The 25,599-nt window shown below is 69.7% G+C and carries 20 protein-coding genes and 1 tRNA gene; 4 read left to right on the top strand and 17 right to left on the bottom strand.

The window, feature by feature from the left end:
• Nucleotides 1-141 precede the first annotated feature (141 nt).
• The gene (locus tag QSJ33_RS08500; RefSeq protein WP_285724563.1) at nucleotides 142-870 is read left to right on the top strand and encodes an SAM-dependent methyltransferase; all 729 of its coding nucleotides are present in this window, start codon (nucleotides 142-144) and stop codon (nucleotides 868-870) included.
• Here QSJ33_RS08500 and QSJ33_RS08495 read toward each other — a convergent pair.
• From QSJ33_RS08495 to QSJ33_RS08480, 4 genes are all read right to left on the bottom strand, one after another.
• Nucleotides 860-1,714, bottom strand: coding sequence for an MBL fold metallo-hydrolase (locus QSJ33_RS08495; RefSeq protein WP_285724560.1), 855 nt, complete (start codon nucleotides 1,712-1,714; stop codon nucleotides 860-862). The genes QSJ33_RS08500 and QSJ33_RS08495 overlap by 11 nt on opposite strands.
• Nucleotides 1,715-1,852: 138 nt before the next feature.
• Nucleotides 1,853-3,820, bottom strand: a complete 1,968-nt coding sequence (locus tag QSJ33_RS08490) for an alpha-ketoacid dehydrogenase subunit alpha/beta (protein ID WP_420801389.1) — start codon at nucleotides 3,818-3,820, stop codon at nucleotides 1,853-1,855.
• Nucleotides 3,821-3,990: 170 nt separating this feature from the next.
• The gene (locus QSJ33_RS08485; protein ID WP_285724555.1) at nucleotides 3,991-5,082 is read right to left on the bottom strand and encodes a GGDEF domain-containing protein; all 1,092 of its coding nucleotides are present in this window, start codon (nucleotides 5,080-5,082) and stop codon (nucleotides 3,991-3,993) included.
• A 69-nt stretch (nucleotides 5,083-5,151) separates the two neighbouring features.
• Nucleotides 5,152-5,697 (bottom strand): NifU family protein, encoded by a 546-nt coding sequence (locus tag QSJ33_RS08480; protein ID WP_285724553.1) that lies wholly within the window; start codon nucleotides 5,695-5,697, stop codon nucleotides 5,152-5,154.
• 83 nt (nucleotides 5,698-5,780) lie between these two features.
• Between QSJ33_RS08480 and QSJ33_RS08475 the strand changes: the two genes are divergently transcribed.
• From QSJ33_RS08475 to QSJ33_RS08465, 3 genes are read left to right on the top strand one after another with little or no spacing between them, the layout of a single operon-like run.
• Nucleotides 5,781-6,449, top strand: a complete 669-nt coding sequence (locus tag QSJ33_RS08475; RefSeq protein ID WP_285724551.1) for a Dph6-related ATP pyrophosphatase — start codon at nucleotides 5,781-5,783, stop codon at nucleotides 6,447-6,449.
• On the top strand, nucleotides 6,446-7,930 hold the full coding sequence (locus QSJ33_RS08470; protein ID WP_285724549.1) for an SDR family oxidoreductase: 1,485 nt from the start codon (nucleotides 6,446-6,448) through the stop codon (nucleotides 7,928-7,930). Before QSJ33_RS08475 ends, QSJ33_RS08470 begins: the two co-directional genes overlap by 4 nt.
• Nucleotides 7,931-7,952: 22 nt before the next feature.
• Nucleotides 7,953-8,726 (top strand): inositol monophosphatase family protein, encoded by a 774-nt coding sequence (locus QSJ33_RS08465; RefSeq protein WP_285724547.1) that lies wholly within the window; start codon nucleotides 7,953-7,955, stop codon nucleotides 8,724-8,726.
• Nucleotides 8,727-8,733: 7 nt separating this feature from the next.
• On the opposite strand, the gene QSJ33_RS08460 is transcribed toward QSJ33_RS08465, so the two are convergent.
• From QSJ33_RS08460 to QSJ33_RS08400, 13 genes are all read right to left on the bottom strand, one after another.
• Nucleotides 8,734-10,752 (bottom strand): OPT family oligopeptide transporter, encoded by a 2,019-nt coding sequence (locus QSJ33_RS08460; RefSeq protein WP_285724544.1) that lies wholly within the window; start codon nucleotides 10,750-10,752, stop codon nucleotides 8,734-8,736.
• 60 nt (nucleotides 10,753-10,812) lie between these two features.
• The gene (locus tag QSJ33_RS08455) at nucleotides 10,813-12,873 is read right to left on the bottom strand and encodes an OPT family oligopeptide transporter (protein WP_285724542.1); all 2,061 of its coding nucleotides are present in this window, start codon (nucleotides 12,871-12,873) and stop codon (nucleotides 10,813-10,815) included.
• Between the two features lie 89 nt (nucleotides 12,874-12,962).
• Nucleotides 12,963-14,741, bottom strand: a complete 1,779-nt coding sequence (locus QSJ33_RS08450) for a M1 family metallopeptidase (RefSeq protein WP_285724540.1) — start codon at nucleotides 14,739-14,741, stop codon at nucleotides 12,963-12,965.
• A 427-nt stretch (nucleotides 14,742-15,168) separates the two neighbouring features.
• Entirely contained in the window at nucleotides 15,169-16,800 is a 1,632-nt protein-coding gene (locus QSJ33_RS08445; protein ID WP_285724538.1) for a dipeptidase, read from the bottom strand.
• A gap of 94 nt (nucleotides 16,801-16,894) precedes the next feature.
• Nucleotides 16,895-18,913, bottom strand: a complete 2,019-nt coding sequence (locus QSJ33_RS08440) for a M13 family metallopeptidase (protein ID WP_285724537.1) — start codon at nucleotides 18,911-18,913, stop codon at nucleotides 16,895-16,897.
• Between the two features lie 71 nt (nucleotides 18,914-18,984).
• Nucleotides 18,985-21,012 (bottom strand): M13 family metallopeptidase, encoded by a 2,028-nt coding sequence (locus QSJ33_RS08435; RefSeq protein ID WP_285724535.1) that lies wholly within the window; start codon nucleotides 21,010-21,012, stop codon nucleotides 18,985-18,987.
• Between the two features lie 34 nt (nucleotides 21,013-21,046).
• Nucleotides 21,047-21,547 carry a DUF4442 domain-containing protein gene (locus QSJ33_RS08430; protein ID WP_285724533.1) on the bottom strand — a complete coding sequence of 167 codons (501 nt, stop codon included), beginning with the start codon at nucleotides 21,545-21,547 and terminating at the stop codon, nucleotides 21,047-21,049.
• 4 nt (nucleotides 21,548-21,551) lie between these two features.
• A complete protein-coding gene (gene glpX, locus QSJ33_RS08425; RefSeq protein WP_285724531.1) occupies nucleotides 21,552-22,532 on the bottom strand; it encodes a class II fructose-bisphosphatase in 981 nt (326 codons plus the stop codon).
• Nucleotides 22,533-22,565: 33 nt separating this feature from the next.
• Complete coding sequence (gene cutA, locus QSJ33_RS08420) at nucleotides 22,566-22,892, bottom strand: divalent-cation tolerance protein CutA (RefSeq protein WP_285724529.1); 327 nt, start codon at nucleotides 22,890-22,892, stop codon at nucleotides 22,566-22,568.
• A gap of 584 nt (nucleotides 22,893-23,476) precedes the next feature.
• Nucleotides 23,477-23,553, bottom strand: a tRNA-Pro gene (locus QSJ33_RS08415).
• A gap of 45 nt (nucleotides 23,554-23,598) precedes the next feature.
• On the bottom strand, nucleotides 23,599-23,997 hold the full coding sequence (locus tag QSJ33_RS08410) for a DciA family protein (protein ID WP_285724527.1): 399 nt from the start codon (nucleotides 23,995-23,997) through the stop codon (nucleotides 23,599-23,601).
• A complete protein-coding gene (locus tag QSJ33_RS08405; RefSeq protein ID WP_285724525.1) occupies nucleotides 23,994-25,112 on the bottom strand; it encodes a CaiB/BaiF CoA transferase family protein in 1,119 nt (372 codons plus the stop codon). The genes QSJ33_RS08410 and QSJ33_RS08405 overlap by 4 nt, the downstream gene beginning before the upstream one ends.
• Nucleotides 25,113-25,161: 49 nt before the next feature.
• Nucleotides 25,162-25,590, bottom strand: a complete 429-nt coding sequence (locus QSJ33_RS08400; protein ID WP_285724523.1) for a BrxA/BrxB family bacilliredoxin — start codon at nucleotides 25,588-25,590, stop codon at nucleotides 25,162-25,164.
• Nucleotides 25,591-25,599 lie beyond the last annotated feature (9 nt).

Raw genomic sequence — 25,599 nt, 5'->3', positions numbered from 1 at the left:
GAGACAATCGGGTGCCTGGACCCCTCCGATCGATGGCCAGAAGGGGGGGGATGCCAGGGCCGTTCTCCCGCAGGGGCGAGGTTCACTTCCAGGGGTGGTGGCAGGATGGGTGAAGCGCCAGGGGTGATGAATCCGGATGGATTGAAACGGAACCTGGTGTCGCGGGCCTTCGGTCACGTCTCGAGGCATGGCGTATCAAGCCTCCTGCAGAACCTGATCGGGAAGCTGGGCAACCACTGGTACGACTTCCGGGAAGGCACCGACACGGCCGGGGTGGTCGGCCTGGGTGGCCTGTCCATCGCAAGCCCCAACAAGCATCGGGGCGTGTATTACGGCGCCACCAAGCAGCGTCCCTTCCTCGAAGTCCTGGAGAGGGTGGCACCCCCGAAGGCTTGCACGTTCGTCGATGTCGGCTGCGGGAAGGGCAAGGTCCTTCTGATGGCCATGGATTACGGATTCAACCATGTCACAGGGATCGAGTTCTCATCCGAGCTGTGCGCCTTCGCCTGCAGGAATGTCGAGGCGGTGCGGCGCAGGAGGGGGCTGGCGTGCGAAATCGAGGTCCTGGAATGTGATGCGACGGACTATCCGGTGCGCCCGGGGGACGGGGTCTTCTTCCTGTTCCACCCGTTCGATGAATCGATCATGTCGATATTCATCGAGCACGTCGCCGAATCGGTCCGGCGCCATCCCCGCCCGGTCTGGCTGATCTACAGCTATCCCGTCCACAACAACGTGATCGAGAAGCATCCGCTGTTCTCGAGCCATGAGGCCTACCACGTCCGCGGGACCCCCTACATGGTCTACCGGAACGCCTGGGGGCCCCCGCCGGCTGCACCCGCCACGCCAGATGCGGCGGCTACAGGCTGACGGGCGCCACGAGGTACTTCCCCTTCGCATCGCGGCTGACGGTGCCGGCGGGGATGTCCGGGTCGTGCTCGAAGACGCAGACGGTGTCCGTGCCGGCGACTTCGTCGAGCACCTTCTGGCGCTCGTCGACGCAGGTGACCACGTCCAGGTCGTAGCCCATCACCCAGGCGGGCTGGATGTGGCGGGCGGTGGGGATGAGGTCGGCGAGGTAGACCAGGCGCCGGCCGCCGCCCTCCACCACCACGTTCTGGAGACCCGCGATGTGGCCGGGGGCCGGTCGCACCGAGATGCCGGGCAGGAGGGTGGTGGCGCCGTCCACGGTGTCCAGGAGGCCGGCGGCCTCCAGGGGTTCCCAGTTCTGGGGCAGGTAGCTGGCCTTCACCCGGAGGTGCGGGCGCCGGGCGTCGGCCAGGTCCCGGGCCTGCACCACGTATCGGGCGTTGGGGAAGCTGGGCACGGGACGGCCCATGCCGTCCAGGCGGGTGCTGCCGCCGGCGTGGTCGAAGTGCAGGTGCGTGAGGATGCAGAGGGTGATGTCCGCGGGCTTCACGCCGTGCTTCGCGAGGTTGGCGTCCAGCACACCGCGGCCCTCGAACTTGAAGCGGGCCATGAAGTCGTCGCTCTCCTTGTCGCCGTTCCCGTTGTCCACGAGGATGACGTGGCGCTTCCCGCCCACTTCGCCCCGGATGAGCAGGCAGTTGGTGGCCATGAGGATCTGATTGTCCTCGTCCGCGGGGTAGAGCTTCTGCCACACCACCTTGGGCACGGTGCCGAACATGGCGCCGCCGTCCAGCCGGAAGGTGCCGCCGCCGATGATCTGGACATCCCAGGGACCGAACTGCATGGGCACTCCTTACAAGCAATCGATGAAACCGCGAATGGCGCGAATGAACGCGAAGGAGGCATGACACTGGCCATGGATTCCCGGTGGCGGTTGTTTTCGCGCGCCCAGAGGGCGATTCGCGTCATTCGCGGATGGATTTCAAAACGCCAGCACCTTCCGCGCCGCGACCAGCACCTTCTCGGCGTTGGGCAGGACGGCCCGCTCGAGGATGCGGTTGAAGCCCACGGGTGTGAACTCGGAACCCACGCGCCCCACCGGGGCGTCCAGCCAGGCGAAGCACTCGGAGGCGCAGATCGCGGCCAGTTCGCCGCCGAAGCCGCCGAAGACCTTGTCCTCGTGGGCAACGAGCACACGGTGGGTCTTCTTCACGGAGCGGAGGATCGCCTCGGTATCGAGCGGGCTGAGGCTGCGGAGGTCCACCACCTCGGCGGACTTGCCCTCCTTCTCCAGCTTGGCTGCGGCCTCCAGGGCGAAGTGGACGGGGGTGCCGTAGGCCAGGATGGTGAGATCCTTGCCCTCCCGGCGGATCCGGGCCTTTCCGAAGGGCACGGCGAAGCTGGGCGGTACCACGGCCTGGGCCATCTTGGCGTTGTAGAGGAACTTGGGCTCGAGGTAGAGGGTGGTGCCGCGGCTGCGGAGGGCGGTGCGGAGGAGGCCCGCCGCATCGTCGGCGAAGGCGGGCACCACCACGCGGATGCCGGGCAGGGTGGTGAGCCAGCCCTCCACGTTCTGGGAGTGGTAGAGGCCCCCGCCGATGTAGCCGCCGGAGGCCAGTCGGATGGTGACATTGGGGGCGAACTGGCCATGGGTGCGCCAGTAGTCGTGGCTGCATTCCACGATCTGCTCGGCGGCGGGCCAGATGTAGTCGGCGAACTCGGCGCCCTCCACCACCACGCGGATGCGGTCGTCCAGCCGCGAGAAGCCGTTGGCCGTGCCCACGATGTAGTCCTCGGCGATGGGGGCGTTGAACACCCGCTTCTCGCCGAATTCCTGCTGGAGCCCCTTGCTCACGTTGAAGATGCCGCCCTTGTCCTTGTTGGCCATGTCCTGGCCCCAGATGAAGGTGTCCGGATTGTGGCGGAACTCCTCCTTCAGGGTCTGGTTCAGCGCCGCGATGAGGCTGATGGGGTCGCCCGCGGCCTGGTGGGTGCCGTCGGGAAACTCGTCCGACACCCAGCCTTCGGGGATCACGAAATCGTGGATGCTGGCCGGATCGGGATTCGGCGCGGCCATGGCCCGGTCGTGGGCGGCCAGGTAGCGGGCCTGGTTCTCGGTCTCGATGGCCTGGAGCTCGTCCTCGCTGAGGCCGTTCGCCAGACAGAAGGCGCGGAAGCGGGGCAGGGGGTCCTGGGCCTTGGCCGCGGCCAGTTCGCCCTCGTCGCGGTACAGCTCGTGCCGGTCGGAATTGGAGTGGCTTCCGATGCGGACGCAGGTGGCATACACCATGGCCGGTCCCTGGCCGGTGCGGACGTAGGCCAGGGCCTCCTCCATGGCGCGCATGGAATCCAGCGGGTCGAGGCCATCGCACTTGAGGATCTTCAGGTTCGGGAAGCCCCGGAAGTTGTCGCAGATCTGCGCGTTGGTGCTCTGGTCCTTCTTGGGCACGGAGATGCCGTAGCCGTTGTCCTGCACCACGAAGATCACGGGCAGCTTCTCCCGGTCCGCCCCGTTGATGCTCTCGAAGCAGTAGCCCTCGGACAGCGACGATTCACCCTGGCTGCTGAACACCACCGCGTCCCGGCCGTAGTACTTCACGGCCCGGGCCAGGCCCACCGCATGCTGGGTGTGGTTGCCCGTGAGGCTGGAGACGTTCTGGATGCCGATGGCGGGCTTGGCGAAGTGGTTGCTCATGTGGCGGCCGCCGCTGGCGGGATCGGTGGCCTTGGAGATGCCGTTGAGGATGATCTCCTCGGGCGTGAGGCCGGCGGCCAGGCAGGTCATCAGGTCGCGGTAGTAGGGGAAGAGGAAGTCCCTGCCCGCCCGGAAGGCCAGGCCCAGGGCGAGCTGGATGCCGTCATGGCCCGCGCAGGGTGCGTGGTAGGACCAGCCGATGGCCTGTTTCAGGTAGTTGGGGGCCTTGTCGTCCAGCACCCGTCCGAGGTGCATGAGTTCATACCAATGGCAGAGGTCCTCGCGGCTGGGAGTTCCATCGGCGCCCAGGGCATCCAGGGCCACCTTCACCAGGGTCGGGGTATCCAATGTCACCTCCTGAACCGGGACGCATCCCGGGTTTGCCTGAGCCCATCATCTTCCCATGCCCCTCCGGCGCCGGCCAGTCAGGGTCCCGGCACGGAGGCCTGCTCCACCTGCCAGACCAGGGGCTGGCCCTGGCTCCGGGCCTCGGCCATGGCCCGCGAGGCCCGGCGGAGGGCCTCGCGAAGGGAGAGATCCTCCCCCTGGGGATCCCAGAGGGTGCCGCCCGAGGGGTGGGTGCCCAGCGATTCGCGGACCCGGGCGAGCAGGATGGCCGCACCATCCGGCGTCGTATGGGGCATGAGCAGCAGGTACTGGTCCGCCGCCAACTCGACCAGGAGGTCTTCTCCGCGGAGGGCGTCGGAAACGGCCTGGATGCGGGCCTTCAGGCCCTTCTCCATGGGCTGCGTCCAGAGCGTCAGGGCCATCTGCTCGTTCCGGCGCCGGGCGAGGAAGACCGTGGCCCGCAGCCAGATCTCGAGGTACCGGCGGTTGGGCAGCCCCGACCGGGCGCTCTGCAGGGCGCTGTCCTGCACCACGGCACTGCTCAGCTCCAGGGCATCCCGGGTGGCCTGCAGCTCCTGCTTCAGGTGTTCCGTCTCCAGGGTCTTGCTGAAGAGGTGCCCCAGGGCCTTGAGCAGGGTCAGGGCGCCGCGACCGAAGACGCGGGCCTCGCTGGCCTGGACGCAGAGGGTGCCGATCACCTTGTTCCCGTTGCGGAGGGCCACCCCGGCGTAGGCCCGGATGCCCAGGTCCGTCCAGGCCGCGCTCTCCCGCCACATGGGTTCGGCGAGGGCGTCCCGGACCACGAGGGGCCGCTCGGGATGGGCCATCACCCAGGGGCAGTAGCCCTTCTCGGGGTTCTGGAAGATCCGGTGCATGGCGATCTCGTCATCGGCGGCCCACCAGAAGACCTCGTGCCCCAGTCCCGCCACCCGGGTCAGCATGGCCCGCTCCGCCTGGAGCCGCTCCATCAGGAGGGCCAGGCCGTGCTCGAACAGGTGGGCGGGATCGGCGCTGTTCTCCGCCAGCAGGTTGGCCAGCGCCGCCAGATGGTCCACCTTCTTCCGAGCCTGACCGCCCGTCTTGGCCACACAGCCTCCGAGGACATCCCTAGAGTACTCCACTCCGGCGGGGAAGGCCCGGACCGGCTGCCAGCGGATCACGCGGTCCACTTCCACTCGGCATGGCCTGCGGCCATGACCGAGGCGCCGTGGCGGGGCAGGGGCCCGGTTCCACCCCGCCTACCAGCTGATCACGCGGATCGCGGGGTCCACTTCCTCCTGCAGCATGCCCTCGATGTAGCGGAGGGTGCCGCTGGTGGAGGAGGGGCAGGAGCCGCAGGCGCCGTGGTAGCTGATCTCGAGGGTCTGGCCGTCGAAGGAGATCACCTCCAGGCCGCCGCCGTCCCCGGCCAGGCCGGGCCGGATGCGGGTGTCCAGCAGCTCGTGGATGCGGGCCAGCTTCTCGTCGGCCCCGGCGCCCTGGGCCAGCCGCGGGCCCTCGCCGGTGGCGTCGTCGGGCAGCTTCAGGTCCTCGATGGCCTCGCAGATGGGGTCGATCAGGTCGCTCCACTCGGCGGAGGATTCCTTGTTCACGGTCACGAAGCGGTCCATGTAGAACACGGACGTCACCTTGCCCAGGCCGAAGAGGGCGGAGCCCAGGGGATCGCCCACCGCGGCGCCGAAATCCTTGAAGGATCGGGAGCCCGCCTTGAGCACGGCCGGGTTCACCAGGAACTTCAGGGCGTCAGGGTTGGGGGTGGGTTCGATGTTGATGACCTTGGGCATGGACGGCTCCCGACAAAGTTTACCATTTTCGTCAGGATTTGCGAGCGGGCCCGCGGCGGCCATACTTGGGACCCGGAGCTCCCATGACGGTCCCCAAGGCGCTGCTCAGCTGGTCCAGCGGCAAGGATGCGGCCTACGCGCTGCACCGGCTCCGGGAGCAGGGGGAGGTGGAGGTGGTCGGCCTCCTCACCACCCTGAACCAGGCCTTCGACCGGGTGGCCATGCATGGGGTCCGGGAGGCCCTGCTGGCGGACCAGGCCGACGCGGCGGGGCTCCCCCTCTGGAAAGTGCCGCTGCCCTGGCCCTGCTCCGACGAGGCCTACGGGGCCGCCATGGCCGGGGCCTGTGCCCGGGCCGCAGCCGAGGGCATCACCGTGATGGCCTTCGGGGACCTGTTCCTGGAGGATGTCCGGGCCTACCGGGAGGCCCGGCTCGCCGGCACGGGCCTGGAACCGCGCTTCCCGCTGTGGGGGGAGGACACCGCCCGCCTGGCCCGCGAGATGGTGGCCGCCGGGCTGAAGGCCACCCTGGTCTGCGTGGATCCGCAGGCCCTGGCCGCCGGCTTCGCGGGCCGGGCCTTCGATGCGGAGTTGCTCTCGGCCCTGCCCCCGGGGGTGGACCCCTGCGGCGAGCGGGGCGAGTTCCACACCTTCGCCTGGGACGGCCCCATGTTCGACCGGCCGGTGGCCCTGACGCCGGGTGAGGTGGTGGAACGGAACGGGTTCGTCTTCGCGGACCTGGTGCCGGCATGAGCGATTCGGCCGGTTTCCTGCCCACAGGCGCGGTGCTGATGGATCCGGGCCGGCCGGCGGTGCTGGTCACGGGGGCCACGGGCTACATCGGAGGCCGCCTCGTGCCGCGCCTCCTGGCGTCGGGGCACCGGGTGCGCTGCCTCGTCCGCAACCCCGAGCGTCTGGCGGGCCGGAACTGGCCGGGGGTGGAGATCGTGCGGGGGGATGTCTCCGATCCGGCCACCCTGGACCCGGCCCTCGAGGGCGTCCACCAGGCCTACTACCTGGTCCACGCCATGGCGGACAAGAGCCCCGATTTCCGGGAGCAGGACCTGCGGCAGGCCCGCACCTTCGCCCAGGCCTGCAGCCGGGGGCATGTCCGCCGGATCCTCTACCTGGGCGGGCTGGGGGACCCCACGCGGAAGCGCAGCCACCATCTGGCCAGCCGGCAGGAGGTGGGCGAGGCCCTGGCCTCCGCCGGCGTTCCCGTCCTGGAATTCCGGGCCGCTGTCATCGTGGGCAGCGGCAGCGCCAGCTTCGAGATGATCCGCCACCTCACGGAGCGCCTGCCGGTGATGGTCACGCCCCGCTGGGTGAACACCCGCTGCCAGCCCATCGGCATCCGGGACGTGCTGGCCTACCTGCTCGAGGCCCTCGACCACCCGGACCTGTCGGGCATCTTCGAGATCGGCGGGCGGGATGTCCTCGACTACCGGGGGATGATGCTGGCCTACGCCGAGGCCCGGGGCCTCCACCGGATCATCGTGCCCATGGACGTGCCCTTTCCGCGGCTGTCGGTCCACTGGGTGGACCTGGTGACCCCGGTCCCCAAGGCCGTGGCGGGCCCGCTGGTGGACGGCATGACCACGGAGGTGGTGGTGCAGGATCCCCGCGCCCTGTCCGCCTTCCGCGTGCGTCCCATGGCCTACCGCGAGGCCCTGGCCCTGGCCCTCCAGCGGTTGGACGAGGACAACGTGGAGACCACCTGGGCCACGGGCCTGGCCGGCGGGCCCGAAGGGATGGAGCTGGGGGCCCACGAGGGCATGCTCCTGGAGCGCCACCACCGCCACGTGAAGGCCCGGCCCGAGGCGGTGTTCCGGGCCTGCTGCGCCTTGGGGGGGGAGGCGGGCTGGCCCGCGGGGAACTGGCTGTGGCAGCTGCGCGGCCTCCTGGACCGCCTGACCGGCGGCCTGGGCATGCGGCGGGGGCGACGCCATCCCCGCAACCTGCGGGTGGGCGATCCCGTGGACTTCTGGCGGGTGGAGGCCCTGGAGCCGGGTCACCTCCTGCGCCTGCGGGCCGAGATGAAGCTGCCGGGCCACGCCTGGCTCCAGTTCCAGGTGCGGCCCGAGGGCGCGGGCTCCCGCCTGGAGCAGACGGCCTTCTTCGATCCGCGGGGCCTGACGGGGCTCCTCTACTGGTACTCGGTGCTGCCCTTCCACCGGTTCATCTTCCCCGGCATGGTGCGGGCCCTGAAGCGGCAGGCCGAGGCGGGCATGTGAGAATCGGGCAGAGGTGAAGCCCATGTACGATGCCCAGCGGGAAGCCTGCGTGGCCGCAGCCCAGGCCGGAGGCCGGGTGCTGCTCGGATGCTTCCGGAAACTGGATCCCGCCACCATCACCGAGAAGACCAAGAACGACGTCGTGAGCGAGGCCGATCGGGCGGCCGAGGCCGCCATCCACGCCGAGCTGGACTTCCGCTTCCCCCAGTACGGGTTCCTCGGCGAGGAGACCGGCGGGTCCGGCAACGCCGACATCCGCTGGATCGTCGATCCCCTGGACGGCACCCTGAACTTCGTCCAGGGCTTCCCCCACTGGTGCGTGTCCGTGGCCCTGTGGGACGGCGAGGGACCCGTGGTGGGGTGCGTGCTCGACCCCCTGCGGGAGGACTGCTTCCTGGCCGTGCGCGGGGTGGGCGCCACCTGGAACGGTCGGCCCATGCGGGTCTCCCAGCAGCCGGGCCTGGACGGCGCCTTCCTCGCCACGGGCTTCGCCTACCAGCTGGGCGACCGCTGGCCCGCCTTCAACGCCGCCCTCAGCCGCGTCTTCCCCCGGGCCAAGGGCATCCGCCGCGCCGGCAGCGCCGCCCTCGACCTGGCCCACACCGCCTGCGGCATCTTCGACGGCTACTTCGAGCTGGGCCTCAAGCCCTGGGACCTCGCCGCCGGCGCCCTGCTCGTGCAGGAGGCCGGCGGCGTGATCACCGACTGGGAGGGCGGGCAGGGCTGGTTCGAGACGGGGAACCTCGTGGTGGGGAACCCGGCCGTGCAGCGGGAGCTGCGGGCGGAGTTGGCCTGAGGATTCCTCAGGCCTCGCCCTTCCGGCTGCCCACGACGACGTAGGTGCAGAGGGCGGCGAGGGCGACGATGGCGATCCACTCGCCGAGGGCGCCCGTGGCACTGGCCTCGCTCAGGAGGGGGAAGCCGTCCGGCCAGCGCATCTTCACCAGGGCTGCGACCACGCCCATGATCGCGCCGCCGGCCATGAGGCCGCTGGCCACGAGCACGCCGCGGTTCTCCCGGGCCTTGGCGGAGGCTTCGGTGTCCCCGGCCTTCCGGCGGTTCACCAGGTGGGCCAGGATGCCGCCCAGCAGGAGCGGCGTGTTCAGCTCGATGGGGAGGTACATGCCCAGGGCGAAGCCCAGGGCGGGCAGGTTCACCATGCGCAGCACCAGGCTCAGCAGCACGCCCAGGCCGAAGAAGTACCAGCGGAGGGGCATCGCCGTGGTGCCGAAGACGCCCTCCAGGATGGCCTGCATGGCGCTGGCCTGCGGGGCGGGCACGGCCTGGCTGCCGAAACCCTGGTGGGCCAGGATCCACATGGCGAGCCCGGTGAAGACGGCCGCCACGAAGGTGCCCACGAACTTCCAGCCGATCTGCCGCGCCGGGGTGGCGCCGATCCAGTGGCCGATCTTGAGGTCCGTGGCGAAGGCGCCGGAAGCCGCCAGGGCCGTGCAGACCACGCCACCGACCATCATGGTGACGAACATGCCCGGGCCGCCGCGGAAGCCCAGGCGCAGCATCACCACGCCGGTGATCAGCAGGGTCAGCATGGTCATGCCGGAGATGGGGTTGGTGCCGATGGTGGCGATGGCCCGGGCCGCCACGGGGGCGAAGAGGAAGGCGATGACCATCACCAGGGCGGTGGCGACCAGGGCGGGCACCAGGGCGTGCTGGATGCCGATGCCGAAGCTGAAGAAGAGCAGGGTGAGCAGGCCGGCGATGACCAGGCCCGCGCCGATGAAGGCCCCGCTAAAGCTGCGGTCCATGCGGGGGACGGCGGTGGCCTCGCGGGTGTCCTGGTGCTTCAGGCCCTTCATGTTGCTGACGATGGAGCGGGCCATGTTGGGCACGGAGGCCAATACGCCCATGATGCCCGCGCCGGCGATGGCGCCCACGCCCACGATCTTCACGTAGTGCTTGAAGACCTCCTCGGGGCCCATCTGCGCGATGAGCTTAGTCCCGGGGGCGAGGATCACCGGCACGTGCTCGCCGATGGCGTGGACCATGGGCACCAGCACGAACATGGCGAAGAAGCTGCCGGCTGCGATGATGGCGGCGTAGTGCAGGCCGATGATGTAGCCGATGCCCAGGGTGGCCGCGCTGTTGAGCATGTTGAAGCTGAGGTAGCGCTTCTCGAGCGCCTCGCCGATCCAGGCGTGGCGGAAGCGGATGGTCTCCGACATGCCCCGGAAGATGCCCACGAAGCCGTCGTAGACGGCCCCGATGGCGGCGGAGATGGCGAGGGTCTTGGCCTGGTTGCCGGCCTTCTCGCCCGTGACCAGGATCTCCGTGGTGGCGGTGGCCTCGGGCCAGGGGAAGATGCCGTGGTTCTCGATGTAGAAGTGGTAGCGCAAGGGCACGAGGAACAGGATCCCAAGGCTGCCGCCCAGGAAGCTCACCAGCACCACCTGCCAGAGCCGGGGCTGGACCACGCCGCTGCCGGGGATGGCGGCCAGCATGTAGAGGGCGGGGATGGTGAACACGGCGCCGCTCACCACGTGGCCGCTGTTGGCGCCGATGCTCTGGATGATGACGTTCTCAAGGATGGTGCTCTTGCGCGGGTAGAACCGGCTCAGGCCCACGGCCAGGATGGCGATGGGGATGGCGGCCTCGATGCCCTGGCCCACCTTCAGGGCCAGGTAGGCGGCGGCCATGCTGAAGATGGCGCAGAAGAGCAGACCCAGGGACACGCTGCGGGGGGTCACCTCGGCCACGCCGGTCTCCGCGGTCACCAGCGGGACATAGTGTTCGCCGGGATTCAGGGGACGCCGGGCGTTCTCCGGCAGGCCGTGGATCGCCTCGCTCGCGGGCTCGTGGGACATGGGGACTCCTGGGGTGGGGTATCCGACAAAGGTACTACCGGTGGGGGTCCGGGGTCAGGCTCAGGCTTCCACCTTCTCGCGGCAGGCGTCCCAGTAGAGACCCCAGGCCAGCAGGAGGAAGACGGCCAGGCCGATCCAGTTGCCCCAGGCGCCCACGAAGGCACCGAAGCCGCCCCAGGCCGAAACGTCCGGGATGAGGTGGACGTGGGCGGAATCCTCGATGAACTTGAGGAAGGCGGTCAGGACCCCCACCAGGGCCCCGCCCGCGATGAACCCGGAGGCGATCAGGGTGCCCTTCTCATGCCGGGCCTTCGAGAGCGCCGGATCGGCGCTGGAACGCTGCACGAACCAGGCCACGGCTGCGCCCAGGACGAGCGGGGAGTTCAATTCCATCGGCAGGTACATGCCCATGGCGAAGGCCAGGCCGGACACCCCACACATCTCCACGGCCGCGGCGATGACGGCGCCGATGACGTACATGAACCAGGGGGCGCCGGCGCCGCCGAAGACGCCCCTCAACACGGCGGCCATGGCGTTGGGCTGCGGGGCGGGCAGCGGATGCGGATGGGCGGCGCTGGGCGAGAAGCCGTAGACCTTGGCCATGAGGAGGATGACGGCGGTGGTGGCCAGCGAGGCCGCGACGCTGCCCAGGATGTTGCTGACCTCGATGGTGCGGGGCGTGGCGCCGAGCCAGTAGCCGATCTTGTACTGGGTGACCAGGGAGCCGGCCATGGAGAGGGCCGTGCAGACCACGCCGCCCACGAGCAGCACCTGGAGCATCCCGCTCTTGCCGGCGAGCCCCAGGGAGGCCAGGGCCACGGCCGTGACGATCAGGGTGGTGAGGGTCATGCCGCTGATGGGGGTCACGCTGATCATGGCCACGGCCCAGGCGCTCACGGCCACGAACAGGAAGGTGATGACCAGCGTCAGGGCCGTGGAGATGAGGGCGAGATACGTACTCCTGGGCTCGCCCGCCAGCACGGAAAAGCGGAAATAGAAAAGGATGGCGAGGGATACGGCCAGGATGCCCAGGAGGTTCATGCTCATGGGCATGGCCCGGTCCGTGCGGACGTCCTCCGCCTGCTTCGCGCCGCCCTTCAGGAGGTGTCCGATCTCGCCGAAGGCCTGTTTCGTGGCCTTCCCGATGACCGGGGACATCTTCAGGATCGAGATGATGCCGGCGGCGAAGATGCCCCCGATGCCCACGGGCCGAACGTAGTTGGCGAAGATGGCATCGTAGGGCATGGTGCCGAGGGGTGGGGCGCCCATGGAGATGGCGCCGGGGATGAACTGGCCCAGGTGCGCGAAGAGGGGCACCAGCACCAGGAAGCTCAGCATGCTGCCCGCCATGATGATGGCCGCGTAGCGGATGCCCATGATGTAGCCGAGTCCCATGACCGCGGCGGCGGTGTTCATGGAGAACACGGCCTTGAACCGGGTGGTGAAGCCGTTCAGGACCCCGATGGTGGCCGTGCTGAAGTTCTCGGCCCAGCCATGCATGGCGGGGCCTACGAAATCGAAGATGGCGGCGGTGATGGCGGAATAGGTGAGGACGATGGCGCTGTGCCCGCCCCGCTTGCCGGCCATGAGGATCTCGGTGGTGGCCGTCGCCTCGGGGAAGGGCAGCTTGCCGTGGAGGTCGCGCACGAAGTAGCGGCGGAAGGGGGCGAGGAAGAACACGCCCAGGATGCCGCCGAGGAGGGGCACCAGGAAGATCTGCCAGAAGCTGGTCTTCAGCTCCAGGATGTGGACGGCGGGCATGACGAAGACGCTGCCCCCGGCGATGATGCCGCTGGTGGCGCCGATGGCCAGGATGTTCACGTTCTCGAGCAGGGTGGAGGCCCGGCGCTTGAGGAACTTCACGGCGAAGACCGAGAAGCCCACCGCCAGGATGGAGATGGGGATGGCGCTCTCGATGCCCTGGCCCAGCTTCAGGGCGATGTAGGTGGCGGCCGCGGAGAACATCACGGACCAGAAGAAGCCGGAGACCACGCTCCGCACCGTGACCTCGGGCGGGTTCAGCCCGGCGGGTACGACCGGCTGGTAGGCCTCCCCCTCCCTCAGCTCCCGGAAGGCGTTCTCGGGGAGGCGCAGGCCGTCCTGGGTGGAATCATCGCTCATGGTTCACCGTGGGGATCGAGGCGGGTCGAGGGGCGGTTGGGCGAGCAGGCTCGCGGGGCGGGACCCCGGGCCGGATGTCCTGGAGAGGATCAGGCGGGGTAGCTCTCCAGGACGCCCTGGACCACCCGCCGCGACAGGCCGTGGTACCCCGGGCTCGCGGCGGCGAAGATCTCCCGGGCCAGGGCGCGGGTGCGCGCGTGGCCGCCGAGGGCGCCGTAGAGGGGTCGCAGGTACTTCATGCGGCCCACCTTCGAGAGCACCTCCCGGATGCGCGGGAAGGCCGGCTCGTAGTCGGCGGCGGCGGCCAGGGTGAGCCACTCCACGAGGATCTCGTAGTTGCCCCGGCCCATGAGGGCGAGGTTCCCGTCCAGCCAGGCGCAGTCCGCCGGTGTGAGCTGGCGGGGCAGCTTCTGGAGGTAGACCAGCAGCTCGGCGGGCTTCCAGGCGGCGATCTGCTCGCCGGTGGGGCGCACGCCCTCGGGCCAGCGCTCCGCAAGGGCCGTCAGCCGGTCGAGCTGGGCGCTCCGGAACACCGGCGCCGTCTCCGGCAGGCCGGGGTGGTGGAGGTAGGCATCGGCGCCCACGGCCTTCAGGGCCCCCGGAAGCTGCTCCTCCACGAAGGTGCAGAACTGCTCCGTGGTGATGGAGGTGAAGCGGAAGGCATCCATGTAGTCGCGGATGAACCGGTGGAAGCGCTCCTCGCCCACCTCGCGCTCCAGGGCCGCCACCAGCCGGGCGCCCTTCTCATAGGGGATGCTCGAGAAGGCGTCGTCCGGATCGATGCCCTCCAGGTGCAGGCGCAGGACCGTCAGGTGGGGTTCGTCCTTGAAGCGCTCCAGGCTGTCCTCCAGGGCCTTCTGGCCCATGGCCCAGCCCAGGGCCTCCTCATCCGAGCCGTGGAGGATGCGCAGGATGCGGCGCTCCGCCCACACGGTGAAGCCCTCGTTCAGCCAGAAGTGCTCCATGCTGGCGTTCGTGACCAGGTTGCCCGTCCAGCTGTGGGCCAGCTCGTGGGCCACGACGTCCACCAGGCTGCGGTCCCCGGCCAGCAGCGTGGGCGTGAGGAAGGTCATGCGCGGGTTCTCCATCCCGCCATAAGGGAAGGAGGGCGGCAGCACCAGCATGTCGTAGCGGTCCCAGGGGTAGGCGCCGAAGAGCCCCTCGGCCTTGGCGATCATGTCCTCCACGCCTGCGAACTCCCACGCGGCGGACGCGACGGTTTCCGGCTCGGCCCAGACACGGCTGCGGGGGCTCAGGTCGCGGGACGCCAGTCGCCCCACGGCCAGGGCCAGGAGGTAGCTGGGGATGGGCTGGGGCATCGCGAACCGGAACACGTGCCGGCCGCCGGGCGCCGGGGCGTCCCCGGCGGGACCCGCCGACATCACGGCGGTCAGGCCCTCGGGCACCGTGACCTCCGCCTGGTAGGAGATGCGGACCATCGGGGTGTCCTGGCAGGGCACCAGGGTGCGGGCGTGGATCTGCTGGCACTGGCTGAAGAGGAAGGGGGCCTGCCTGCCCTCCGTCTGTGCGGGCTCCAGCCACTGCAGGGCCATGGCCTCGGGCGAGGTGAGGTAGGAGATGGCGACCTCCTGCGTGTCCGCAGGCAGCGTCAGCCGCAGGCGCCGGCCGAGGATGGGCTGCTCCTCCCCCAGGCTCCAGGGGATGGGGCCGGCCCCGGGCACCTTCACGGAGAGGATCTCCAGCCCCTTGGTGTCCAGGTCCAGGTCGCCCTGCACGCTGTCGCCGAATTCCAGGGTCGCCTCGCCCTCGATCCGCTTCCGGTCGAAATCCACCCCCAGCTTCAGCCTCAGCCGACGGGTCTTCGGCTGGGAGGACTCGTAGAAGGAATGGGGATCGGGGCGGTGCATGGGAACCTCGGGAAGACCTGCCATTATCCACGGGGTCCCAGGGGGGGCGAGGGTGACCTTGGGCACGAAGGGCGGGCGCCCTCCTGCCAGGGCCTCCGCGCGGCCGGAAGCGGCTGGTAGGCGCCGCCCTTCAGCAGGCGGAAATCCATGACGAGCCGGAAGCGGACGGGAAGGAACCGGCCCTCCCCGTCAATCCACACCTCGGGGCCCCTTCAGTCTCCAGCCTCCGAGACGCGCCGGGCCGCATCGGGCTCCGCCGGCGGAGCGGCCACCCGGGCAGGTACGGGGAGCAGGCTTGGCGCGAGCAGGGGAAGGAGAAGGAACGGCCGCATCGGGGCTCCGGAACTCCCCCGATCCTGCCGGCAGGAGGAGGGGGCCCCGCGACGCGGGACCCCCTCCGAACGGCCCGGGATTTCCGCGTGGACCGCTACTCCTCGTCCGCGGCCAGCCCCTCCACCTTCTTCATCTCGATGACCGGCCCGTGATCCTTCACGATGCGGCGGTACCAGGCATCGGGGTAGCGGGGATGGGTGACCTTGCCCTTCTCGTCCCGCACATTGCCGTCGAGGTACTTCCAGATGAGGAACTGGCCCAGCTTCTGCCAGCGGGCCACCACCTCGGCGGTGGCATCCGCGGCCCGCTTCGTCAGGAAGTCCTTCGCGAGGCCGGGCTCCTCCTTGTAGAGGGCGAGGGCTCGGCGGTCCACGTCGGCCTGCTCGGCGGTGAAGCGCCCTTCGAATTCCCGCTGCACCTTCTGGACGTCCTGGATCATGTCGCGCCAGCGGGTGTAGGTGTAGTTGCTCACGAAGTTGAAGGTCCAGAAGGCGCTGTCCCAGCTGAAGGCGTTGAAGTCCCCGGTGCCCTCGGCGAAGGCGTGGGGCGGGGCCTGGACGCCGCAGGAGATGGGCACGTAGCAGGTGGTGTAGGTGTCGTCCACGCCGAACCAGAGCACCCCGCCCACGGGATCGGGCAGCCAGGCGCGGGACTGGGCCACGAAGGAGAACCCCGTCTGCTGGGTGCTGATGGCCCGCTCGTGCAGGTACTCCTGCCCGTCGAGCTTCCAGGTCATGGGCCGCCAGCGGTAGGGCGAGGCGAAGGGGCCGGCGCCCACGTCCTTCGTCATGTCGAATTCGGTGCCCTCGAAGTGGTCGCGCATGAGCTCCATGGCATCCCGCACGTCCAGCTTGTGGTCGGGCTTGATGCAGAGGGGCAGGGGCTTGGCGCCCTTCACGGCCTTCACGTAGTCGATGGGAAGATCCTGGCTCGGGGCGGCGCGGCGGAAGAGGCTCCAGACCCGGGCCTCGCAGAAGCGGAGGGCGCCGAAGGTGAGGGGGGCGTAGGTGTCCGCGAAGCTGAAGTCCTTGTCCTCGCCCTTGAACCACCCGTGCTCCCGGGCGAAGGGGATGAGGTCTCTGCTGTACAGGGCGTTCTTCGGATCATTGAGCGGGAACTGGCGGATCCGGGACTGGTTGGCGTGGGCGCTGATGGTGCCGTCCGGCAGCTTGTAGGCGACCCACAGCGCGCCCTTCTGGCCCTTGCCCTTCCCGATCATCTCGAGGATCCAGGCCTCGTTCGGATCCGCGATGGAGAAGCTCTCCCCCTCCGAGGCATAGCCGTAGGTCTCCGCGAGGGTCGTCATCACCTCGATGGCCTCCCGGGCCGTCTTCGCCCGCTCCAGGCCGATGTAGATGAGGCTGCCGTAGTCCACGATGCCGCTGGGGACCTGCAGCTCCTTCCGCCCGCCGAAGGTGGTCTCGGCGATGGCGAGCTGGTGCTCGTTCATGTTGCCCACGCGGGTATAGGTCACCGGGGCCTCGGGGATGCGGCCGAGGAACTTGCCCGTGTCCCACTCCACGATGTCGCGCATCTCGGAGGGCAGGTGGGCGCCCCCGCGCTTGAAGTAGAGCTCGCCGTAGAGCGTGTGGCTATCGGCGGCGTAGGTGATCATGGTCGAGCCGTCCTTGCTCGCACCCTTGGTGATGAGCAGGTTCGTGCAGGCCTCCAGACCCGTGCCGAGGGAGAGGAGGATGGCCAGGAGGGCGAGGGGGCGGATGCGCATGGGACTCCCTGGGGGCGGGCCGGCGGCCTGGATCCAGTGTAGAAAAGGCCGCCCCGGATCCGGGGCGGCCTTTGGTCACAGATGCCCGGGAGGCCTACCAGATGGCGGTGCGGGCCTGGCCGGCGGGGGCCTCGGCGCAGCCGAAGGCCTTCCGGAACTCGGGGAAGTCGGCCACGGGGCCGATCACCCGCCAGCGCACCGGGGAGTGGACGTCGGTGGTGACGCCCAGCCGCAGGGCCTCCGGCCGCTGGTTGGTCCGCCAGCCCTGGGCGAAGGCGATGAAGAACCGCTGGTCCGGCGTGAACCCGTCGATGGACTTCAGGTCCTTCCCCCTGGCGGCCAGCTTGAAGGCCTCGTAGGAGACGCGCAGGCCGCCGATGTCGGCGATGTTCTCGCCGAGGGTCTGCTTGCCGTTGATGTGCAGGCCGGGCAGCACCTCGAAGGCGTCGTACTGCTTCACGATGTGGTCCGCGCGGGCTTCGAAGCGCTTGGCGTCCGCTTCTGTCCACCAGTCCTTGAGGTTGCCCTGCCAGTCGTACTGGCGGCCCTGGTCGTCGAAGCCGTGGGTCAGCTCGTGGCCGATGGTGGAGGCCAGGGCGCCGTAGTTGGAGGCGTCGTCCGCCTTCTCGTCGAAGAAGGGCGGCTGCAGGATGCCCGCCGGCAGCACGATCTCGTTCATGCTGGGATCGTAGTAGGCGTTGTTGGTCTGGGGCGTCATGTGCCATTCGTCGCGGTCCACGGGCTTTCCCAGCTTGGCCATCTGGCGGCGGAACTCGAAGGCGGCGCCGGCCTGCACGTTCAGGACGTAGGGAAGACGGGAGACCTCGAGCCCGCGGTAGTCCCGCCAGCGGTCCGGGTAGCCCACCTTGGCGCGGATGGCCTCGAGCTTCCTGATGGCCTGCTGCTTCGTGGCCTCGCCCATCCAGTCGGCCGCGAGGATGCGCGCCCGCATGGCCTCCTTGTGGAATTCGACCATCTGCAGCACCCGGGCCTTGGCCTCGGGGCTGAAGGCGGCCTTCACGTAGAGCTGGCCCACGTCCTCGCCCAGGGCGCGGTCGGTGGCATAGAGGACCCGCTTCCACCGGGGCTTCAGCTCCGTGGTGCCGGAGAGCGCCCTGCCGTAGAAGGCGAAGTTCTCCTTCACGAAGGCCGAGCCGAGGTAGGGCGCCGCGGCGCGCAGGACGTTCCAGCGGAGGTAGGTCTGCCAGGTGGCCACGGGCTCCGAGGCGAGGAGGGTGCCCAGGGCCTTGTAGAACTCCGGCTGGCCCACCAGGACATGGGCCTGGGAGGCGGGCAGGCCCACAGTCGCCGCGAACCCGGCCCAGTCGAAGCCGGGCGCCAGGGCCGCCAGATCCGTACGCGCCACCTTGTGGTAGTTGGCCTGGGGATCCCGCAGCGCCACGAGGGTGCGGGAGGCCTGCGCCAGCTTCGTCTCCAGGGCCATGACGGCCTGGGCTTCCGTCCGGGCCTGGGCCGGGGTGTCGCCGGCCAGCTCGAAGATTTGGCCCATGTGGGCCACGTAGGCCTGGCGGATGGCCTCGGCCTCCTTCCCGGGGCGCAGGTAGTAGTCGCGCTCGGGCAGCCCGAGGCCGCCCTGCCAGAAGCTGGCGATCATGGCCGAGCTGTCCTTGTCATCCACCTGGACACCGAACCCGAAGCCGGCGTGGATGCCGAGCATCTGGAGCCGGCCGATCCCGGCGGTCAGGTCCGCGGGGGTCTTGAGGGCTGCGATGGCCGCGAAGAGAGGGGCCAGGGGCTGGAGCCCGGCCTTCTCGATCCCCGCCTCGTCCATGCCGGAGGCGTAGAAATCCCCCACCCGCTGGGCGACGGTGCCCTTGGCTCCGCCCGTCCGGGCAGCGGTCTCGAGAATGGCCTTCAGGATGGCCTCGTTGCGCTCGTCGATCTCCTGGTTCACCCCGTACGAGGCGTACTCCCCGGGGATGGGCACCTTGTCGAAGGTCCCGTTGGCGTAGGCGTAGAAGTCCCGGCAGGGAGAGACCGAAGGGTCGAGGTAGGCCCGGTCCACCCCGAGGATGGGCTTCGGGGTCGGGGTCGCAGCGACCAGGGGCGCCGCGGCCAGGGCCAGGGTCAGGAGGGTTCTGGAGAGGTTCATGGGGCTTCCGGGGAAGGGGACGAGCCCGGGGCAGGGGCTCCGGGCTCGTCGCGGGTCGGTTCGATCGGGCCCTACCAGATGGCGGGACGCAGCTTCTCGTCGCGCACCATGGCGCAGCCGTTGGCGCAGCCCCAGGCCTGGAAGAACTCAGGCAGGTCGCTCATGGGGCCGATGACGCGCTCCACGCCGGGGCTGTGGGGATCGGTCTTCAGCCGCACGGACAGCGCCGCGTCGCGGATGTGGTTGCGCCAGATGCTGGCGGATCCCAGGAAGAAGCGCTGCTCGGCGGTGAAGCCGTCGATCTTCGCGGGTTCCGGCTTGCCCTGCAGGCTGCGCTTGAAGGCGGCGTAGGCGATCTTCATGCCGCCCAGGTCGGCGATGTTCTCGCCCAGGGTGAGCTTGCCGTTCACGTGCTCGCCCTTGAGGGGCTCGTAGGCGTCGTACTGCTTCACCACGAGGTCGGTGCGGGCCTGGTAGGCCTTGCGGTCTGCGTCCGTCCACCAGTTCTTGAGGTTGCCGTCTGCGTCGAACTGGCTGCCCTGGTCGTCGAAGCCGTGGGTCATCTCGTGGCCGATCACCCACCCGATGGCGCCGTAGTTCACGGCATCATCCGCCTTGGCGTCGAAGAAGGGCGGCTGCAGGATGCCGGCGGGGAACACGATCTCGTTCATGGTGGGGCTGTAGTAGGCGTTGACGGTGGACGGCGTCATCCCCCACTCGGTGCGGTCGATGGGCTTGCCCAGCTTCGCGAGGTTGTCCTTCACCCGGTAGGCCGAGGCGCGGCGGACGTTGCCGAAGTAGTCGTCCCGCTTCACGTCGAAGGGGTAGGTCTTCCACTTGTCGGGGTAGCCGATCTTCACGCCGAAGGCGTCCAGCTTCTTGAGCGCCTGCTGCTTGGTCTCCTCGCCCATCCAGTCCAGCTTCTGGATCCGCTCGTGCAGGGCCGCCCGGAGGTTGCCGACGAGCTCGAGCATCCGCTTCTTGGATTCGGGGGGGAAGGCCTTCTTCACGTAGAGCTGGCCCAGGGCCTCGCCGATCGTGCCGTCTTCCATGGCCTCCACGCGCTTCCAGCGGGCCTCCTGCTCCGGCGTGCCGTTCAGCACCTTGCCGTAGAAGGCGAAGTCCTCCTCCTCGAAGGCCTTGGGCAGGAGGTCCGCCGTGGCGCGGAGGGCATGCCAGCGGAGGTAGGTGCGCCACTGGGGGGCGGGGGTCTCGGCGGCGAACTTGGCGAAGGCCGCGGCGTACGAGGGCTGGCGGACGTTCAGCTCGTCGATCTTCGCGCCGCGGGCCTTGAAATAGGCCGCCCAGTCGAAGCCCGGCGCTTCCTGTTCCAGCTGGGCCAGGGTGCGCTTGTTGTAGGTCTTCTGCGGGTTGCGCAGCTCCACGCGGGACCAGGCCGCCTTGGCCATGCGGGTCTCCAGGTCCAGGACCACGCGGGCCCGGACCTTGGCCAGGTCGGCGGGATCACCGGCCAGCTCGAACATCTTCGCGACGTGGGCTTCGTACTTGGCGCGGATGTCCTTCGTGCGGGCGTCGTCGTTCAGGTAGTAGTCGCGGTCGGGCAGGCCCAGGCCGCCCTGGTTCAGGGCGCCCATGTAGCGCGTGCTGTTCTTGGCATCCTGCATGACGAAGAAGCCGAAGCCGCCGGGCAGGCCCTCGCTGTGGAGCTTCGCCAGGGTCACGGCCAGGTGGCTGGAGTCCTTCAGGCCGTCGATGGCGGCGAGGATGGGCTTCAGGGGCGCCGTCCCGCGCTTCTCGATGGTGGCGGCGTCCATTCCGGCGGCGAAGAAGTCGCCCACCTTCTGCTCGACGCTGCCCTTGGCCCAGGTCCGCTTGGCGCTGGTCTCGTCGAGGATCTGCTTCAGGATCTCGCGGTTGTGGTCGCTCACCTCGGTGAAGGAGCCGTAGATGGCCTTGTCCGCGGGCAGCGGATGGCTCTTCAGCCACCCGCCGTTGGCGAAGTGGTAGAAGTCGTCGCAGGGCTTCACCGTGGTGTCGAGGTTGGCCGGGTCGATGCCGTGGGGCCCCGACTGGGCCACCAGGCCGAGGGCGGTCAAGCCCAGGGTGAGGAAGAGGGAGGTGCGGAAGGCGGATGCCATGAAGGTGACCTCGTAAGATGAGGGGTAAAGGCTATCAGGAAGTCCCCGGGATGTCTCCCGGGGCGGGTTCCGGCCCGGGAGCGGGGCGGCGGGCGATGTGGAGCACCTTCTCGACGAGGGCGTGGACGGTCCCGTCGCGGTCCGTGAGTTCCACGGTGTAGGTCCGATCCACCTTGGGGAGATTCGTGAGCAGGTCGCGGATCTCGGCCAGCTCGCCCTCGTCCAGGCGGAAGGTGGCCGTGAGGGTGCTGCGGCCAGGTCGGCGGAAGCGCACCGTGGCGGCCTTGTCCCACACCACGTAGTCCGGCCCCAGGCTCTTCATGAGCATGATCATGTAAAAGGGATCCACGGCCCCGTAAAGGCTTCCGCCGAAGATCGTGCCCACATAGTTGCGGGTGCGCCAGGAGAGGGGCAGGCGGACGCGCACCTCCCGCCAGTCCGAGGCGATGTAGGTCACCCGGGCCCCCGTGCCGCGGTAGCAGGGCCACCAGTTGAAGCCCCAGCGCAGGAGGCGGGTGCGGAGGGATTCGGGCACGGTGCTAGAAGCGCACCGTCACCTTCTCGCCTTCCTTCATGTGGACGGTGTCGATGAAGTGCACCTTCCGGTCCCGGTAGGTGAGGACCAGGCTCTGGGTCCGGACGCCGTGGCCGAAGTGGAGCACGCCATGGAGCAGGTTCCCGTGGGTGACGCCGCAGGCGGCGAACACGATCTGGTTGCCGGGGCAGAGGTCCTCGGTGAAGTAGATGCGCCCGAAATCCACGCCCATCTCCTCGGCCTTCTCGCGGCTGGCGGTGTTGGTGTCCACCTTCAGGCGGCCCTGGATCTCGCCGTTCAGGCACTTCAGGGCCGCGGCAGAGAGCACGCCCTCGGGGGCGCCGCCCGTGCCCATGACCGCGTGGATGCCGGTGCCGCTCACGGCGGCGCTGATGGCCGCGCTGAGGTCCCCGTCGCCGATGAGCTGGATGCGGGCGCCGGCCTTGCGGATGTCCGCGATGAGCTGCTCGTGGCGGGGACGATCCAGGACGGTGACGGTGATCTCCTCCACCTGCCGGTCCAGGGACTTGGCGATGGCCTGGAGGTTCTCGTGGACGGGGGCGTCGAGGCTCACCTTGCCCTTTGCCGCTGGGCCGACGATGAGCTTCTCCATGTAGAGGTCGGGGGCATGGAGCAGGCCGCCCTTCTCCGTGGCCGCCAGCACGGCGATGGCGTTGGGCGCACCCGTCGCGCAGAGGTTGGTGCCCTCCAGGGGATCCACGGCGATGTCCACCGCGGGGTGGTCCCCGTCGAGGTCGGCGCCCATGCCCACCTTCTCGCCGATGTAGAGCATGGGGGCTTCGTCCCGCTCGCCCTCGCCGATGACGATGGTGCCGTCCATGCGGACGGTCTCCATGGCGTGGCGCATGGCCTCCACCGCCAGCTGGTCGCTGTACTTCCGGCGTCCGTGGCCGACAGAGGTCGAACAGGCGATGGCGGCCTGTTCCACCACGCGGAGGAACTCGAGGGACAGGGTCTGTTCCATGGCAATGCTCCAGGCTGACAGTCGGGACGGGCCTCAGGCCATGCGGCGGACGCTCTGGCGGATCCAGTCGAGGAAGGGGTCGGCGCCTTCGGCCACCGGGAACATCAGGATCTCGGGCACTTCGTAGGTGTGTAGGTCCGTGATGATCTCCGAGACCTGGGGGAAGAGGTCCTGGGTGGTCTTGATGACCAGCATGACCTCCTCGTCGAGGTGGGTCTCGCCCTTGAAGTAGTAGTAGCTCTTGATGCCGGGGAGGATGTTCACGCAGGCCGCGTAGGCCTGGTCCACCAGCGCCGCGGCGATCGTCAGGGCGGTTTCTTCACTGCCGCAGGTGGTGAAGATGGTGCAGGCGTCGGTCATCGAGGGGCTCCCCACCCGGCGGGCGGAACGTTCGATTGTAGCCTCGAAGGGGGGATGGTCCCACGTGGGACCTCCGGACGGATGGTTCTGGCCCCCGATCGGTTCGAGATCCGGACGCAAGGAAATCCCGAGCAGGCTGGTCGGGATTCTTTCCCCGGACCTGGCGCCGACCCACCGGGGCCCCGGATTCGAACCGCGCCTGGCTGCGCCAGCCGCCGGTCCCGCTCCCGGCAGCGCCCCGCGCTGCCTCCGCGGTCCCACTCGGAGAGGGGCCGTTCCCCGTATCTGGCGCCGACCCACCGTGGCCCCGGATTCGAACCGCGCCTGGCTGAGCCAGCCGCCGGTCCCGCTCCCGGCAGCGCCCCGCGCTGCCTCTGCGGTCCTACTCGGAGGGGGGCCGTTCCCCGTATCTGGCGCCGACCCACCGGGGCCCCGGATTCGAACCGCGTCTGGCTGCGCCAGCCGCCGGGCCCGCTTCGGCGTGCCATCAAGGCACGCCTCGGGCGGTCCCACTCGGAGGTCCGAATCCTCTCGGGTTGTTCCGACCAACAAAGCAGGGGGCGCCATGGCGCCCCCTGCTTTGTTGGTCGGGGCGAGAGGATTCGAACCTCCGACCTCTCGGTCCCGAACCGAGCGCTCTACCAGGCTGAGCCACGCCCCGACGAAGGTTCGACTGTACCCGAAGGGGGGGCGGGCCGTCCAGCCCTCACTCGGGCTCCAGGCCCCGGGCCGCGCGCTCGCGGTGGCGCTGCTCCAGGAGGAGGAGGGCGCCGCGGAGGGGATCCGGGTCCCTGGGGGCCGGGGCGGCGCCGGCATCGGGGGGGTCGCAGGGGACGATCTGGAGGCCCATGAGGGTGATCCCCAGGGACCGGCGGATGCGCTCCCGGGTCTCGGGCCAGACGGCGGCGGCGGCTTCGCGCAGGGGGGCGATGCGGCTCAGGTCCCAGCAGCCCATGACCAGGATGTTCCGCTCCACCCGCAGGAGCCGGGTGCTCCCGGCCAGGGCGGGCCCCACCACGAAGGGCCAGGCCTGCCGAAGCCGGGCCTCGGCCCGGCCCTCCGCCTGGCGGGCGCCCAGGGGCAGGAGGCGGGCGGGGCGTCTCACGGCTTCCACCGGGGCGGAGGCAGGGGTGCGCAGGCCCGTTCGCCGTTGAGGAGGAGCGGCGTGGCCAGGGTGGGCACCATGGTGCCGGTCTCCTCCTCGAAGAGGGGCTGGAGCAGGTTGTGCAGCTCGCCGCCCTGGCGGAAGAGGACTTCGTCCACGCTGCGCACCCGGCTGGCGGGGATGGCGTGGGCCTCGCAGAAGGCCAGCACCTCGTGCACGGAGCTGGCCTGGGTGTGGGCCTCGATGAGGTCCACGACCTCCTCGCGGTCCTTCACGCGGCCGCGGTTCCGCTTCCACTCGGGACGGGCCTCCAGGTCCAGGCCCAGCCACAGCGCCAGCACCTCGAACTGCCGGTCGCTGCCCACGCCGATGGCCACTTCGCCATCGCGGCAGCGGAAGGACTGGTAGGGGACGATCTGGGGATGGGCGTTGCCGTACCGCTTCGGGGCCTCCCCCGTCATGAGCGCCCCGGCGGCCACGTTCACGAGGCCGGCCAGGGCGGCTTCCATCAGGGGCACCTCGATGTGCAGGGCCTCGCCGGTGCGTTCCCGGTGCAGGAGGGCGGCCTGGATGCCGTTGGCGCAGTAGAGGCCCGCGAGGACATCCACCAGGGCCACGCCCACCTTCATGGGCCGGCCCTCGGGCTCGCCGGTGATGGCCATCCACCCGCTCTCGGCCTGGATGATGAAGTCGTAGCCGGCCCGCCGGGAGGCGGCGACGTCGGAGGCGAAGCCCCGCACCGAGGCCACCACCAGTTTCGGGAACCGGGCGTGGAGGCGCTTCCAGGTGAGGCCCAGGCGGTCGGCGGAGTCCTGCCGGAAGTTCTCCACCAGCACGTCCGCGTCCTTGAGGAGGTCGAAGAGCAGCGCCTTCCCCTCCTCGGTGTGCAGGTCCACCACCCGGCTGCGCTTGCCGCGGTTGGCGCAGCGGAAGTAGGCGCTCTCCCCGGACTCCCCGTGCTCGAAGGGCGGCCCCCACCCGCGGGTGGGATCGCCGGCCACGGGCTCGAGCTTCTGCACCTCCGCCCCCAGGTCCGCCAGGAGCTGGGTGGAGAAGGGGCCTGCGAGCACGCAGGAGAGGTCCACGACCTTGAAGTGGGCGAGCGGTTTCGGCATGGCTCCAGGCTAACCCGAGTCCGGGGAGGGTCCCAGGATCAGGGGCGGGTCAGGCGCTGGCGAGGGTCTGCCGGTAGACGGTGGCCAGGTGGCCGGCGATCTCCTCGGGGTCATGGCCCAGGAAATCCGCGCGCTGCATGAGGTGCACGAGCTGGCCGTCCTTGAGGATCGCGGCCTGGGGGCTGGTGGGCATGGCGCCCTCGAAGTACTCCCGGGCCTGGGCGGTGGCCTCCTTCTCCATGCCGGCGAAGACCGTCACCAGGTGGTCGAACTTAAGGCCGTAGCCGCGCAGGGCCTGGATAACGCCCGGGCGGGCCCCGGCGGCGGCGCACCCGCAGACGCTGTTGACCAGGAGCAGGGTGCTGCCGGGCTGCTGGAGGGCCTCGTCCACCTGGGCCGGTGTCATGAGCTGGCGGAAGCCCTGCTCGACCAGTTCCTGCCGCATCGGGGCCACCATGTGCTCGGGATAGTTGGACACAATCTCCTC

This window comes from Geothrix rubra (genome assembly GCF_030268065.1).
Classification (GTDB): domain Bacteria; phylum Acidobacteriota; class Holophagae; order Holophagales; family Holophagaceae; genus Geothrix; species Geothrix rubra.
The sequence above is the reverse complement of the archived record's forward strand: the minus strand, read 5'-3'. Positions and strand labels throughout refer to the sequence as shown.